The organism is Paraburkholderia phymatum (assembly GCF_038900715.1).
GTDB classification, from domain to species: domain Bacteria; phylum Pseudomonadota; class Gammaproteobacteria; order Burkholderiales; family Burkholderiaceae; genus Paraburkholderia; species Paraburkholderia phymatum_A.
Genome location: NZ_JAYMRZ010000035.1, coordinates 27,803 through 42,017 on the forward strand (window position 1 = coordinate 27,803; position 14,215 = coordinate 42,017).

General features: G+C 64.4%; 12 protein-coding genes. 6 read left to right on the top strand and 6 right to left on the bottom strand.

The genetic code is table 11. The features are described 5' to 3' along the window. The first annotated feature begins 26 nt into the window (after positions 1–26). From VSR68_RS38795 to VSR68_RS38820, 6 genes are all read left to right on the top strand, one after another. Positions 27–1,295 (top strand): aminotransferase class V-fold PLP-dependent enzyme, encoded by a 1,269-nt coding sequence (locus VSR68_RS38795; protein ID WP_342944811.1) that lies wholly within the window; start codon positions 27–29, stop codon positions 1,293–1,295. A 78-nt stretch (positions 1,296–1,373) separates the two neighbouring features. Further along, the gene (locus VSR68_RS38800; protein ID WP_342944812.1) at positions 1,374–2,330 is read left to right on the top strand and encodes a D-2-hydroxyacid dehydrogenase; all 957 of its coding nucleotides are present in this window, start codon (positions 1,374–1,376) and stop codon (positions 2,328–2,330) included. Between the two features lie 50 nt (positions 2,331–2,380). After that, positions 2,381–3,568 carry a malate--CoA ligase subunit beta gene (locus VSR68_RS38805; protein WP_342944813.1) on the top strand — a complete coding sequence of 396 codons (1,188 nt, stop codon included), beginning with the start codon at positions 2,381–2,383 and terminating at the stop codon, positions 3,566–3,568. Positions 3,569–3,579: 11 nt separating this feature from the next. Next, positions 3,580–4,485, top strand: a complete 906-nt coding sequence (gene sucD, locus VSR68_RS38810; RefSeq protein ID WP_342944814.1) for a succinate--CoA ligase subunit alpha — start codon at positions 3,580–3,582, stop codon at positions 4,483–4,485. Next, positions 4,463–7,375, top strand: a complete 2,913-nt coding sequence (locus VSR68_RS38815) for a phosphoenolpyruvate carboxylase (protein WP_342944815.1) — start codon at positions 4,463–4,465, stop codon at positions 7,373–7,375. Before sucD ends, VSR68_RS38815 begins: the two co-directional genes overlap by 23 nt. Before the next feature lie 56 nt (positions 7,376–7,431). Further along, positions 7,432–8,415, top strand: a complete 984-nt coding sequence (locus tag VSR68_RS38820) for a CoA ester lyase (RefSeq protein WP_342944816.1) — start codon at positions 7,432–7,434, stop codon at positions 8,413–8,415. Between the two features lie 51 nt (positions 8,416–8,466). Here the strand turns inward: VSR68_RS38820 and VSR68_RS38825 are convergent, their stop codons facing one another. Genes VSR68_RS38825 through glnT form a run of 6 tightly spaced genes read right to left on the bottom strand, consistent with a single transcriptional unit; the run spans position 8,467 to position 14,160 of the window. Further along, entirely contained in the window at positions 8,467–8,859 is a 393-nt protein-coding gene (locus VSR68_RS38825; protein WP_342944817.1) for a hypothetical protein, read from the bottom strand. Between the two features lie 47 nt (positions 8,860–8,906). Further along, the gene (folD, locus tag VSR68_RS38830; RefSeq protein ID WP_342944818.1) at positions 8,907–9,806 is read right to left on the bottom strand and encodes a bifunctional methylenetetrahydrofolate dehydrogenase/methenyltetrahydrofolate cyclohydrolase FolD; all 900 of its coding nucleotides are present in this window, start codon (positions 9,804–9,806) and stop codon (positions 8,907–8,909) included. Further along, positions 9,803–11,170 carry an FMN-binding glutamate synthase family protein gene (locus VSR68_RS38835; protein ID WP_342944819.1) on the bottom strand — a complete coding sequence of 456 codons (1,368 nt, stop codon included), beginning with the start codon at positions 11,168–11,170 and terminating at the stop codon, positions 9,803–9,805. Before VSR68_RS38835 ends, folD begins: the two co-directional genes overlap by 4 nt. 15 nt (positions 11,171–11,185) lie before the next feature. After that, a complete protein-coding gene (locus tag VSR68_RS38840; RefSeq protein ID WP_342944820.1) occupies positions 11,186–11,884 on the bottom strand; it encodes a protein glxC in 699 nt (232 codons plus the stop codon). Further along, positions 11,872–12,780: an amidophosphoribosyltransferase gene (locus tag VSR68_RS38845; protein ID WP_342944821.1), complete on the bottom strand. Its 909-nt coding sequence runs from the start codon at positions 12,778–12,780 to the stop codon at positions 11,872–11,874. Before VSR68_RS38845 ends, VSR68_RS38840 begins: the two co-directional genes overlap by 13 nt. A 51-nt stretch (positions 12,781–12,831) precedes the next feature. Further along, entirely contained in the window at positions 12,832–14,160 is a 1,329-nt protein-coding gene (glnT, locus tag VSR68_RS38850) for a type III glutamate--ammonia ligase (protein ID WP_342944822.1), read from the bottom strand. Positions 14,161–14,215 lie beyond the last annotated feature (55 nt).

Sequence of the window (14,215 nt, forward strand, 5' to 3'; positions counted from 1 at the left end):
AAGTCCATCATTCAAGGAGACGAATCATGTCGAATACTTCAGGCACGCGCATCGCAGGACGCAACATCCTCGCCGTCCCCGGCCCGACGAATATTCCCGACGCCGTGCAACGCGCGATGGTCGTGTCGATGGAAGACCACCGCTCGACGAAATTCCCTGAACTCGCGCATGGTCTGCTCTCCGATCTGAAGAAAATCTACCGGACAGCCGAAGGCCAGCCGTTTATTTTCCCGTCGTCGGGTACGGGCGCATGGGAAGCGGCGCTCACGAATACGCTGTCGCCGGGTGAGAAAGTGCTGGTGCCGCGCTTCGGCCAGTTCAGCCATCTGTGGGCCGACATGGCGCAGCGCCTCGGCTTCGACGTCGAGATTCTCGATGTGGATTGGGGCGAAGGCGTGCCCGTCGAACGCATCGCGGAGATTTTGAAGGCCGACCGCCAGCACACGATCAAAGGCATTCTCGCCTGCCATAACGAAACGGCAACGGGCGTGACGAGCGATATCGCCGCATTGCGCCACGCGATGGATGCGGCGGGTCATCCGGCCTTGCTGTTCGTCGACGGCGTGAGTTCGATCGGCTGCATCGACTTTCGCATGGACGAATGGGGCGTCGATCTCGCCGTGACGGGCTCGCAAAAAGGGCTGATGCTGCCTGCGGGCCTCGGCATCCTGTGCGTGAGCCAGAAGGCGCTGAAGACCATCGCGCACGCGACATCGCGCCGCTGCTACTTCGATCTCGCCGACATGGTGCGCGCCAACGCAACCGGCTACTTCCCGTACACGCCTGCCCTGTCACTGATGTACGGGCTGCGCGCCGCACTCGATCTGCTGTTCCAGGAAGGCCTCGAAAACGTCTTCGCTCGCCACCACTATCTTGCCTCGGGCGTGCGCGCCGCCGTCACGGAAGGCTGGGGACTGGACGTATGCGCGAAGGCGCCGAAGTGGCACTCCGATACGGTGTCCGCGATCGTCGTGCCTGAAGGATTCAACGCCGCTCAGGTGATCGACACGGCGTATCGCCGATACAACCTCGCGCTCGGCGCGGGGCTGTCGAAGGTCGCGGGCAAGGTGTTCCGCATCGGCCACCTTGGGGACCTCAACGAACTGATGCTGACGAGCGCAATTGCAGGCGCGGAAATGGCCATGCTCGATGCTGGTATCGACGTACGCCCAGGCAGCGGCGTGGGCGCAGCGGGACAGTATTGGCGCACACACACGCCGGGCGCGCAAGCGGCGACACATTCGACGGCCCAGCAGGCAGCCGAGCCCGCCGTGCGCCGCGTCGTCGCGGCCTGATGCAGTGGCCCGCAGTGGCCCGATGAGACGCGCTTCGGATCGCAATCTTCCCGCTCACATCACGGCACCTACGACATCATGCAACACGACATCGTCTTTCTTGACCGTTCGACGCTGAACGCCGACGTCCGGCGTCCCGCGTTCGAGCACCGCTGGGTCCAGTACGCATCGACCTCCTCACACGAAGTCGAGCAGCGGCTCGAAGGCGCCACCATCGCGATCACCAACAAGGTGCCGTTGCGGGCGAACGTGCTCGACCGGCACCCGTCGATCAGGATGATCGCCGTGGCCGCGACGGGCTACGACTGCGTCGATACGGCGTACTGCCGCGAGCGCGGCATCGCCGTCGCGAACATTCGCGGCTATGCGACGCACACCGTGCCCGAGCACACGTTCGCGCTGATCCTCGCGTTGCGGCGCAATCTGCTCGCTTACCGCCACGACGTGCAGCGCGGACGCTGGCAACAGGCGAGGCAGTTCTGCTTCTTCGATCACCCGATCCGCGATCTTCATGGCTCGACGCTCGGCATCATCGGCGGCGGAGCGCTCGGCCAGGGCACGGCGCGGATCGCGCGCGGCTTCGGCATGCGTGTGATCTTCGCCGCCCACGACTCGAAGCGCGCACGCACGCCGGGTCTCGACTACGTGCCGCTCGACACGCTGCTGCGCACGTCCGATGTGATCTCGCTGCACACGCCGCTCACGCCCGCTACGCGCAACCTGATCGGACTCGACGAGTTGCGCATCATGAAGCGCGACTGCCTGCTGATCAACACGGCGCGCGGCGGGCTCGTGTGCGAAGCCTCGCTTGCCACGGCGCTCAAGGAAGGGCTGATCGCGGGTGCGGGCTTCGACGTGCTGAGCCAGGAGCCGCCCGTCGCGGGCAATCCGCTGCTCGAACTCGATCTGCCCAACTTCATCCTGACCCCTCACGTTGCGTGGGCCTCCGACGACGCCATGCAGTCGCTGGCCGACCAGCTGATCGAGAACATCGAGGCCTTCGCGCGTGGCGAGCCGCGCAACCTCGTGACCTGACGGCCACGCAACCACGCAACGGAAACCAGCACTACATCGGAGACATCGATATGGACATTCACGAGTATCAGGCCAAAGACCTGCTGGCTGGCTTCGGCGTGCCGATCCAGCGCGGCTCGGTCGCCTACACGCCGGATCAGGCCGTGTATTGCGCAACGGAACTCGGCGGCTGGCACTGGGCCGTCAAGGCGCAGATCCATTCGGGCGCGCGCGGCAAGGCGGGCGGCATCAAGCTGTGCGAGACCTATCACGACGTGCACGAAGCGGCGACCGGGCTGTTCGGCAAGCATCTGGTGACAACGCAGACGGGGCCGGAAGGCAAGGTCGTCGAGCGTGTGTACGTGGAAGTCGCGGAGAAGTTCGAACGCGAGATCTATCTCGGCATCGTGCTCGACCGGAAAGCGGAACGCGTGCGCGTGATCGCCTCGGCACAGGGCGGCATGGATATCGAGGACATCGTGCGCACGAACCCGCAGGCCGTGCTCCAGACGGTGGTAGAGCCCGCCGTCGGCTTGCAGCCCTTCCAGGCCCGCGAAATCGCCTTCGGTCTGAGCCTGAGCATCAAGCAGGTGAGCCGCGCTGTCTCGACGATCATGGGCGCATACCGCGCGTTTCGCGATCTCGACGCGACGATGGTGGAGATCAACCCGCTCGTCGTGACGGCTGACGATCGCGTGATCGCCCTCGACGCGAAAATTTCCTTCGACGACAACGGGCTGTTCCGCCATCCCCATGTGGCCGAGATGCGCGATGCGACGCAGGAAGATCCGCGCGAAGCCGAAGCCGCGCAGTTCGGCCTGAACTACGTGGGGCTCGACGGCGACATCGGCTGCATCATCAACGGCGCCGGCCTCGCGATGGCCACCATGGACACGATCAAGTATGCGGGCGGCGAACCGGCCAACTTTCTCGACGTCGGCGGCGGCGCATCGCCCGAGCGCGTGGCGGCCGCATTTCGCCTCGTGCTGTCGGACCAGAACGTGTCGGCCGTCCTCGTCAACATCTTCGCCGGCATCAATCGCTGCGACTGGGTCGCCGAGGGCGTCGTGCAGGCGGCACGCGGCCTGAGAGTGCCGCTGGTCGTGCGACTGGCGGGGACGAACGTCGCGGAAGGACGACGCATCATCAAGGAAAGCGGGCTGCCCATCATCGCGGCGGAGTCGCTGCTGGAAGCGGCGCAAAAGGCCGTCGAGGCCTCCAAGGCGCACCGCGCGCGCCAGGCCGGCAATCACAGATAAGGAGCACAGACATGAGTATCCTGATCGACGAAACCACCCGCGTCATCGTGCAGGGCTTCACGGGCGACAAGGCCTCGTTCCACGCGAAGGAGATGATTGCCTACGGGACCCGCGTGGTCGGCGGCGTGACGCCCGGCAAGGGCGGCAAGCATCACATCGAGCGCCCCGTGTTCGACACCGTGAAAGAGGCCGTGCGCGAAACGGGCGCGACCGCGAGCCTCGTGTTCGTGCCGCCGCCCTACTGCGCCGACGCCATCATGGAAGCCGCCGACGCGGGGCTGAAGCTCGTCTGCGTGATCACCGACGGCATCCCGGCGCAGGACATGATGCGCGTCAAACGCTATCTGCTGCGCTATCCGAAGGAAACCCGCACGATGGTGGTCGGCCCGAACTGCGCGGGGATCATCAGCGCGGGACGCGCGATGCTCGGCATCATGCCGGGTCATATCTACCGGCGCGGCAATGTCGGCATCGTGTCGCGTTCGGGCACGCTCGGCTATGAGGCCGCCGCGCAACTCAACGCGCTCGGCCTCGGCGTCACGACGAGCGTGGGCATCGGCGGCGACCCCATCAACGGCAGCTCGTTCCTCGATCATCTGAAGCTGTTCGAGCAGGACCCGGAGACGGAAGCCGTCGTGATGATCGGCGAAATCGGCGGACCGCAGGAAGCGGAAGCGGCAAAGTGGGTCAGCGAGCATATGACGAAGCCCGTCGTTGGCTATGTGGCCGGCCTGACGGCACCGAAGGGCCGGCGTATGGGACATGCGGGCGCCATCATCTCGGCGGCAGGCGATAGCGCCGCCGAGAAAGCGGAAATCATGAAGTCCTACGGCCTCCCGGTTGCGCCCAGCGCGTCCGAGCTGGGTTCCACGGTTGCCTCTGTGCTCGAAGACAATGTCGCGCGCCGCGTTGCCTGACTGGGGCTACGGCATCGACACACAGCCCGACTCGCCGCGCGTCGAAGCTGTGCGCCCCCTCCATGCGGGCAGGCACGCTGCCGCCGACGGGCTGCACAAGCTCGCGGCCGCGTCGGCGTCGCTGCCCGCCCTCAGCGCGGACGACTATGAAGAGGCAGTGATCGATCTGCTGTCGGAGCTGTTGCGCGACATCGCGCACGCCCGTCAGCCCGAAGTCGAACGCACGCTGCGGGGCGAGTCCGCGCATGAATCGATGAGCGAGCTGATGCGCGAGCGGATGGATGACCGCACCTCCCGCGTCGTGCTCCGGCGCATGCTGCAAGCGCAAGGCATGTGGTTCCAGCTGCTCAGCATTGCCGAGCAAAGCACGGCGATGCGCCGGCGCCGCGAAATCGAGATCGAAGGGGGCTATGACCAGTTGCCCGATTCGTTTGCGCGCGTGATTGCCGAAGTCGCTGACGCCGGCGTTCCCGCTGCCGAAGTGCGCAACGCGCTGAGCCATCTAAAAGTTCGGCCCGTGCTGACGGCCCATCCGACGGAAGCGAAGCGGGTCACCGTGCTCGAAATTCACAGGCGCATCTACCGGCGCCTGATGGAACTCGAATCGCCACGCTGGACGCCTCGCGAACGCCATACGCTCGTTCTCGCGCTCAGAAACGATATCGAGCTGTTGTGGATGAGCGGCGAACTGCGGCTCGAAAAGCCCACTGTCGCACAGGAAGTCGCGTGGGGACTGCACTTTTTCGGCGAGACGCTATTCGAAGCCGTGCCGCTGCTGTTCGACAAGCTGGAGAACGCGCTCGAGCGCCACTATCCGGGCGAGCGCTTCGACCTGCCGCGCTTTTTCCAGTTCGGTTCGTGGATAGGCGGAGACCGGGACGGCAATCCGTTCGTCGACGACAGCGTCACGCGCGCGACGCTGCATGAAAACAGGCTGGCGTGTCTGAAGCGCTATCGGCTGCGTCTCGTCGAACTGACGCAGATGCTGAGCATCACATCCGAAGCGTTGCCTGCGCCGGACAGTTTCCACGAGGCGCTTGCGCGCGCATTGATGGCGAGCGGCGAGCCCACGTCCATCGCGTCACGCAATCCGGGCGAACTGTTCCGTCAATACCTGACGTGCATCCTGCGGCGGCTCGATGCGACGCTCGCCAACGCGAGCCGTCCCGCCGACAGCATGCCCGTTCAGGGCGGCTACACGAGCGCCGACGAACTGGCCGCCGACCTGCTCGTGATCGAGCAGACACTCCTCGCGACGGAAAGCGGGCGGCTGGCGCGGATGCTCATACGGCCATTGCGGCACGAAGTGGAGACGTTTCGCTTCAGCACCGTGCAGCTCGATCTGCGCCAGAACACGAATGTCATCGAGCAAGCCCTGCGCGCTTTGTGGCGCGCGACCTGCGGCACGTCCGGCGAGCCACCCGCGAGCGACTCGCAAGAATGGAAAGCGTGGCTCTTGAGCGAACTGGGGCAAGCGTCGGACAGCGAAGCGGAACGGGAGCGCCGTTTTCTCGCGCTGCCGCCCGAGGCAGCACAGACGCTGCAGATTTTCCGCACGGTGCGCCAGATGCGTCAGCAGGTGGATCGCAATGCGTTCGGCGCGTTCATTCTCAGCATGACGCATCGTGCGAACGACGTGCTCGGCGTCTATCTGCTTGCGAAGGAAGCGGGTCTCTTTTCCGACGCGGCGGGCACGGAGAGCTGCACGCTGCCCGTCGTGCCCTTGCTCGAAACCATCGACGATCTGCGCCGCGCGCCTGAAATCCTGCGCGAACTGCTGGCCGTGCCGATGGTCCGCCGCAGCATCCGCGCGCAGGGCGGCGTGCAGGAGATCATGATCGGCTATTCCGATTCGAACAAGGACGGCGGATTCTTCGCGAGCAACTGGGAGCTGTCGAAGGCGCAGACGAAGATCAAGCGGCTCGGAGACGAACTCGGCATTTCGATCGCGTTCTTCCATGGACGCGGCGGTTCAGTGAGCCGGGGCGGCATCCCTGCTGGCCGCGCGATCGCCGCGTTGCCCGCCGGCTCGGTCAACGGACGTTTTCGCGTCACCGAACAGGGCGAAGTGGTGTCGTTCAAATACGCGAATCGAGGCACCGCGCAGTATCACGTCGAGTTGCTGGCATCGAGCGTGCTCGAACATACGCTCAAGTCGGAACGCGAAGCAGCGTTGCTGCCCAAAGGCGAATTCGATGAGGCGATGGAAGCGCTCTCCGGCGCGTCGCGAGCCGCGTACGCGAAGTTCATCGAACAGCCGGGCGTGCTCGCGTATTTTCAGGCGGCGAGCCCGCTCGAAGAATTGTCGATGCTCAACATGGGTTCGCGCCCTGCGCGCCGCTTCGGCGCAAAGAGCTTGCAGGATCTGCGCGCGATTCCGTGGGTGTTCGCGTGGGCACAGAACCGCCACGCGCTCACGGGCTGGTACGGCGTCGGCAGCGCGATCGAAGGCTTTCTGTCGGTGCGTCAGGAACGCGGGCTCGATCTGCTGCGGCGGATGTTCGACGAGTCGCGGCTCTTCCGGCTCGTCATCGACGAAGTCGAGAAGACGCTGGCCCAGGTGAACCTGGATATTGCGCGGGAATACGCGAGCCTCGTTCAGGATGAGCAGACCCGCGACACGCTCTTCAGGCAGATCGAGGCCGAATACCAGCTCACCGTGAGGATGGTGAAGACAGTCACGGGTTCGCCCGGACTGGGCGCGCGCTTTCCGAAGTTCACTGCCCGCCTGCAGCGCCGCCTGCCCGCGATCGATCTCATCAGCCGGCAGCAGATCGAACTGCTTCGCCTCTATCGCTCCGCAGAGACCGAACGGCAGCGGCGCGCGTATCAGGTGCCGCTGCTGCTGTCCATCAACTGCATCGCATCGGGTTTCGGCGCGACGGGCTGAACGCCGTCGCCCGTCGTCGATAACCGCCACCGTAGATTGCCTACAGGAGAATCCGCATGAGCTTCACTGTCATCGAGCAGGCCAAAGCGCGCTTGCATCGTTCCGAGCTGGCCGTTCCCGGCTCGAATGCCGCGATGTTCGAAAAGGCCGCGCGCTCGGCCGCCGACATCATCTTTCTCGACTGCGAGGACGCCGTCGCGCCGGACGACAAGGAACAGGCGCGCAAGAACATCATCGAAGGGCTCAACGAGATCGATTGGGGCAGCAAGACGATGATGGTCCGCATCAATGGTCTCGATACGCATTACATGTATCGCGATGTGGTCGATATCGTCGAGGCTTGTCCGCGACTGGACATGATCCTGATTCCGAAGGTCGGCGTGGCGGCGGACGTGTACGCCGTCGACATGCTCGTCACGCAGATCGAAGCCGCGCGCCAACGCACCAGACGCATTGGCTTCGAAGTGCTGATCGAAACCGCGCTCGGCATGGCGAACGTCGAGAGCATCGCGCAATCGAGCCGGCGTCTGGAGGCGATGTCGTTCGGCGTCGCGGATTACGCGGCTTCGACGCGCGCGCGTACGACGGTGATCGGCGGCGTGAATCGCGACTACGGCGTGCTCACGGACAAGAACGCGCGCGGCGAGCGCGATTACTTCTGGGGCGATCAATGGCATGCCGCGCAGACACGGATGATGGTCGCCTGCCGCGCGTATGGGCTGCGTCCCATCGACGGTCCGTTCGGCGATTTCAGCGATCCCGATGGCTACGATGCCGCCGCGCGCCGCGCAGCCGTGCTGGGCTACGAGGGCAAGTGGGCGATCCATCCGTCGCAGATCGAACTTGCCAATCAGGTGTTCACGCCCGCCGACACCGAAGTCACCAAGGCTCGCCGCATCATGGATGCGATGGCGCAAGCCGCGAAGGAAGGCAAAGGCGCTGTTTCGCTCGATGGCCGGTTGATCGACGCCGCGAGTATACGCATGGCCGAGGCGTTGCTCGCAACTGCGGATGCGATTGGGAATAACAGCAAGCGGTAGGGGAAAGGGCGGCCTGCGGGCCGCCCTTCATCAAGATGTGCAGTACAACGTTCAACCAAACGCCAGCGCCATTGCCTCACGTTCCTGACACAGATAGTCGCCCTGTACCTGATTCCAGGCCGACAGAATGGCATCGGCGGCGCAATCGGCGTCATGCCCGATGCTCGCCCACGAATTGACCGACAGGCGCATCACGGCACGTCCTTGCCACACGGCCTCACGTACATCGCAAACGCCCTGTGCCTGGATGCATGCGATCGTGCGCAGTGTCAGCTGGTCGGCGAGTGAGTCGTCATAGGCGGAGCCGAAGCGCACGAACACCAGGTTCGATTCGACCTCGTCAACCAACGCAACGCCCGGTCCCAACGCAAGCCGGCGGGCCATGCGGCTCGACAGCGCGAACTGTGCGGCCGTACCAGGTGCCTTGTGTGTATCGTCTGCCATCCGGGCCTCCCTGTGATCTTGAACGCAATTAACGCGTTTCTGCCCGCCTACCCCGCCGGCATCTGCCAGAAAGGCTGCGCGGGGTGAAACGCTTCCCCGTCTGCAAAACGCTCTGCCGAGCGCAGCGTATTTTCGATCAGCATCGTGACCGTCATCGGTCCGACGCCGCCGGGCACCGGCGTAATCCACGAAGCCCGCTCGCGCACCGGCTCGAAATCGACATCGCCGACAATGCGTCCATCAGCCATCCGGTTGATCCCGACGTCGATCACGATCGCGCCTTCCTTGACCATCTCCGCCTTGATAAGCCCCGGCTTGCCCGCCGCGACCACGAGAATGTCAGCGTGTATCGTATGCTGCGCGAGGTCGCGCGTCTTCTTGTGACAGACGGTGACGGTCGCTTCCTTCTGGAGCAGCATCAGCGCCATCGGCTTGCCAACGATATTGCTCGCGCCGACCACGACGACGTTCTTGCCCGCCACGTCGATACCCGTCGTCTCCAGCAGAAGCTGGACGCCGTAGGGCGTGCACGGAGGAAAGACGGAATTGCCGACCACCAGCGCGCCGACGTTGTACAGATGGAAGCCGTCGACGTCCTTGTCGACGACGATGCTTTCCAGCACACGACGCACGCTGATTTGCGGCGGCAACGGCAATTGCACGAGAATGCCGTGCGTGCCGCGCTCGACGTTGAGCGCGGCAATGCGATCGAGCAGTTCCGTCTCCCGGCAGTCCGCATCGAAGCGATGCATGAACGAGCGCACGCCGCAATCCGCGCAGGCTTTTACCTTGTTCGCGACGTACACCTCGGACGCGGGATTGTCGCCCACCAGCACCACGGCTAGACCAGGCACGACACCTCGCGCGGACAGGGCCGCGACGCGCTCGCGAAAGCGCGCGCGCAGACGTCGTGCGAGGTGCCGGCCATCGATCAGTTGCGCGGTCATCGTGCGCCGTTCAGGCCGGGAATCCAGTTGGTCCCGGCGAGCGGCACGCGCGCCATCGCCGCTGCTTCGACGGTGAGCGCCACGAGGTCTTCCAGCTCCAGATGGTGCACGTTCTGCTTGCCGCACGCGCGCGCGATCGTCGTCAGCTCCATGTTCAGCGTTTTCAGATAGTTCTTCAGACGCTTTGCGCCGACCTCGGGCTTCAGACGCTCCTGCAGCACCGCGTCCTGTGTCGTGATGCCGACGGGGCACTTGCCCGTGTGGCAATGGTGGCAGAAACCCGGCGCGGTGCCGAGGTTCGCGTAGTCGTCGAGCGCATTCACATGCTGGCCGTTCTCGATATACGACGCGCTATTGCAGCCGAGCGACACCAGCACGCCCTGCCCGATGGCCACGGCATCGGCGCCCATCGCCAGCGCCTTCGCGACGTCGGCCCCACTGCGGATGCCGCCCGAGATGATCAGCTGCACCTGGCCTTTCATGTTGAGGTCTTCGAGCGCATCGACGGCCTGGCGCAGCGCGGCGAGCGTCGGAATGCCGACGTTCTCGATGAAGCACGTCTGCGTCGCGGCCGTGCCGCCCTGCATGCCATCGACGACGATCACGTCCGCGCCCGCATGCACCGCGAGCTTGACGTCGTTGAACGTGCGGGTCGCGCCGACCTTCACATAGATGGGCGTCTGCCAGTCGGTCATCTCGCGCAATTCGAGAATCTTGATCTGCAGATCGTCGGGACCCGTCCAGTCGGGATGGCGCGATGCCGAACGCTGGTCGATGCCTTCCGGCAGCGTGCGCATCTTCGCCACGCGCGGCGAGATCTTCTGGCCGAGCAGCATGCCGCCGCCGCCGGGCTTGGCGCCCTGCCCGATCACGACTTCGATCGCGTCGGCCTTGCGCACGTCGTCGGGATTGAAGCCATAACGGGACGGCAGGCACTGATAGACGAGCGTCTTCGACGAGCGCCGCTCTTCGGGTGTCATGCCGCCGTCGCCCGTCGTCGTCGACGTGCCGACTTCCGTGGCGGCGCGGCCGAGCGACTCCTTCACGTTCGCCGACAGCGCGCCGAAACTCATCCCCGCGACGGTGATGGGAATGGCAAGCTCGATCGGCTTTTTCGCGAAGCGCGTGCCGAGCACGGTCTTGGTCACGCATTTTTCGCGGTATCCCTCCAGCGGATAGCGCGACAACGATGCGCCGAGAAACAGCAGGTCGTCGAAGTGCGGCACGCGGCGCTTCGCCCCGAGACCACGGATCTCGTACAATCCGTGTGCCGCGGCATTCTGGATATAGTCGATCGTCTTGCGGTCGAAGCCCCAGGACTCTTCAGTGGCAATGTGTTTCATATGTACGGGCTTGATTTCCATGGCGGGGTCCCCGGTTCAATATTCCTGATTCGCATCGGCATTCCAGTGATACAGCGAGCGAGCCGACGCAACGCGCCTGAATTCCTTGGGATCGAATTCCGCGAACGCGGGCCCCGCTGCGCGCAACAACTGCGCAACGGCTTCCACATCCGCGGCCTGCATCGGCTCTTCGCGCGCGTCGGCGCCCAGCGACTTGACCTTGCCGCGCACGTAAAGCACCGCCTCGTACAGCGAGTCGCCGAGCGCGTCGCCTGCGTCGCCGCAGATCACGATGCGGCCCGCCTGAGCCATGAACGCGGTAAAGCTGCCAACCGATCCCTTCACGACGATGTCCGCGCCCTTGAGCGAAATGCCGCAGCGCAGGCCCGCATCGCCTTCGATGACGAGCAGCCCGCCGTGCGCCGATGCGCCCGCCGCGTTCGAGGCGAAGCCCTTCACGTGGACGCGGCCGCTCATCATGTTCTCGGCCACGCCCGTGCTGGCGCTGCCCGAGATCGTCACCTTCGCTTCCTTGTTCATGCCGGCCGCGTAGTAGCCAGCATGGCCGTCGATCTCGACTTCGATGGGCAGATCGATTCCCACCGCGATGTTGTGCGCGCCGTCGGGATTCGAAATCAGCACCTTGCGCGTGCCCGCCTTCGCGGCCTCGCGGTGCAGGAATCCGTTCACGTCCGTCACCGAGCCGGACGCCAGGTCGAAGTTCACACTGTCCATACGTACATCTCCTCGGGAGCCGGTTCAAAGACGCGGGCATGCTTGATGTCGGGCAGATGCGCGAGCGAGCGGAACTCGGAAGCGATCGCGACGAGATCGTCCGTCTCGGCGACCACAGCCGGCTTGCAGGCGAACGGATCGCGGATCAGCGCGAGCTTGTCGGGCGTGCCCATCAGGAACGTGTAGAAGCCGTCGAGCTGCTCGAAGCCCTTTTGCAGCGCGACTTCGAGATCGTCACCTTCGCGCAGCCGGTATTCGAGGAAACGGCACGCGGCTTCCGTGTCGTTGTCGGTGTCGAAGCGGATGCCTTGCGGTTCGAGCATGCGCCGCACGCCGTTCGGATTCGACAGCGAACCGTTGTGCACGAGGCAGAAGTCCTCGCCCGCCGTGAACGGATGCGCGCGATCGGGCGTCACGGCGGATTCCGTCGCCATCCGCGTATGGCCAACCAGATGCGTGCCCGTCAGCCCGCTGAACGCGTAACGGTCCGCGACCTGGCCGGGCGTGCCCGTGTCCTTGTACAGGTCGATCATGCGGCCCGTCGACAGCACATGCAGCCCAGGATGCGTTTCGCGGATCCAGTGCTTGACCGTCTCGGGATCGGCGGCCACACTCAGCACGGCGTGATTGTCCTTGGCATGCACGGAGGCCTTCGCGCCGAGGTGCTGGTTCAGTTCATGAACGAGCCCCTGCCAGTTGAAATCCGCGCCCTCGTCCGTCAGGCCCGAATAGAGGCTGATCTTGCGCGTGCCGTCCGCGACGGGCTTCGTGAACACCGCAAGACCGGCCGAATCGGGGCCGCGCTCCGTCATGCCCAGCAGCATGGGCACCATCAATTCGCCGAGCCGCTCACGCAGCTCCGGTTTCTTGACGAGTAGTCCGACAATTCCACACATCGTTATCTCCTCGCGCTCAATTTCAATAAAAATTCTGATTAGGAACCTTGATCAGAAAAATTCGAGGTAAGACTTTTGTTCCCAGTCCGACACATGGCGCATGTACTCGATCCACTCCATGTGCTTCAGTCGGAGAAACTCGTCGCCTGCCGGCCCCAGCGCCTCGAGCATCAGTTCGTCGCGCTCCAACGCATGCAACGCGGCTTCGAGGTTCTGCGGCAGGATGCTGATGCCGTTCTCCTTGAGGTCCTGCGAGGACATCTCGTAAAGGTTCGCATTGCACGGCTTACCGGGCTCCAGACGGTTCTCGACACCATCAAGGCCCGCTGCGATCACGGCGGCTGTAGCGAGATAGGCGTTGCAGGCGGCATCCGGCAAGCGCAGTTCGATCCGGCCGCCAGGAATGCGCACCATCGACGAGCGGTTGTTGTCGCCATAGCTCACATAGGCGGGCGCCCATGTCGCGCCCGTCAACGAACGCCCGACGACCAGACGCTTGTACGAATTGACCGTCGGCGCGCAGATCGCGGCGAGCGCGCCCGCGTGCTTGAGAATGCCCGCCGTCCAGTGGTACGCGAGCTTCGAAAGGCCGAGGCCGTTCTCGTCGTGATCGTCGGCGAACAGATTCTTCTTGCCGTCGGAAATCGACATGTGCATGTGCATGCCGTTGCCGGGACGGTTCGCGAAAGGCTTCGGCATGAACGAGCAGATGAGGCCCAGTTCGTTCGCGATCTCCGCCGCCGCCATCTTGAAGAACACGTAGTGATCGCAAGACTTCAGGCAGTCGGTGTACGTGTAGTTGATTTCGAACTGGCCATTCGCGTCTTCGTGATCGATCTGATAGACGTCGATGCCCGCCTTGATCAACGCGTCCGTCAGCCGCTCCAGGAATTCGCGCGAACGCGAGAGACCCTTGTAGTCGTAGCACGGCTTGTGCAGCGCATCGGTGTGGTCGCACGGCACGATGGCGCCGTCGGGCCCTTTGCGCAGCAGCGAGAACTCCGGTTCGAGACCGGTGTTCAGGATCCAGCCGTGATCTTCCAGACGGCGCACCTGCTTCTTCAGCGTCACACGGCTTTCGAACGGCCAGGGCTCGCGCTTCACATGTCCGTCACAGACGATGCGCGCATAACCCGGCTGCCAGGGCACGATCTGCAACGTGTTGACGTCCCCGACGGCCATGAAGTCGGGGCCCTGCGGATCGATGCCGAGCCCCCACACCGCGAAGCCCGCGAAACCGGCGCCTGCGGTGAGAATGCTGTCGAGATGCGCCGCAGGCACGGACTTCGTCTTGGCGACTCCGTGAATGTCGACGAACTGCGCGAGGATGTATTTCACCTCGTTGTCCTTGAGAAATTTCCGGGCGTCTTCGGGGGTCATGTGAATGTCCTCAAACGTGATAAGTCCAGGGTTTCGGAAAACGCCGGCCCGTCCT

Excerpts from the sequence above, each read along its gene's own strand:
- VSR68_RS38840 (WP_342944820.1), bottom strand. The coding sequence starts at position 11,884 with ATGGACAGTGTGAACTTCGACCTGGCGTCCGGCTCGGTGACGGACGTG.
- VSR68_RS38820 (WP_342944816.1), top strand. The coding sequence starts at position 7,432 with ATGAGCTTCACTGTCATCGAGCAGGCCAAAGCGCGCTTGCATCGTTCC.
- folD (WP_342944818.1), bottom strand. The coding sequence starts at position 9,806 with ATGACCGCGCAACTGATCGATGGCCGGCACCTCGCACGACGTCTGCGC.
- VSR68_RS38835 (WP_342944819.1), bottom strand. The coding sequence starts at position 11,170 with ATGGAAATCAAGCCCGTACATATGAAACACATTGCCACTGAAGAGTCC.
- sucD (WP_342944814.1), top strand. The coding sequence starts at position 3,580 with ATGAGTATCCTGATCGACGAAACCACCCGCGTCATCGTGCAGGGCTTC.
- VSR68_RS38805 (WP_342944813.1), top strand. The coding sequence starts at position 2,381 with ATGGACATTCACGAGTATCAGGCCAAAGACCTGCTGGCTGGCTTCGGC.
- VSR68_RS38800 (WP_342944812.1), top strand. The coding sequence starts at position 1,374 with ATGCAACACGACATCGTCTTTCTTGACCGTTCGACGCTGAACGCCGAC.
- VSR68_RS38795 (WP_342944811.1), top strand. The coding sequence starts at position 27 with ATGTCGAATACTTCAGGCACGCGCATCGCAGGACGCAACATCCTCGCC.
- VSR68_RS38825 (WP_342944817.1), bottom strand. The coding sequence starts at position 8,859 with ATGGCAGACGATACACACAAGGCACCTGGTACGGCCGCACAGTTCGCG.
- VSR68_RS38815 (WP_342944815.1), top strand. The coding sequence starts at position 4,463 with ATGTCGCGCGCCGCGTTGCCTGACTGGGGCTACGGCATCGACACACAG.
- VSR68_RS38845 (WP_342944821.1), bottom strand. The coding sequence starts at position 12,780 with ATGTGTGGAATTGTCGGACTACTCGTCAAGAAACCGGAGCTGCGTGAG.
- glnT (WP_342944822.1), bottom strand. The coding sequence starts at position 14,160 with ATGACCCCCGAAGACGCCCGGAAATTTCTCAAGGACAACGAGGTGAAA.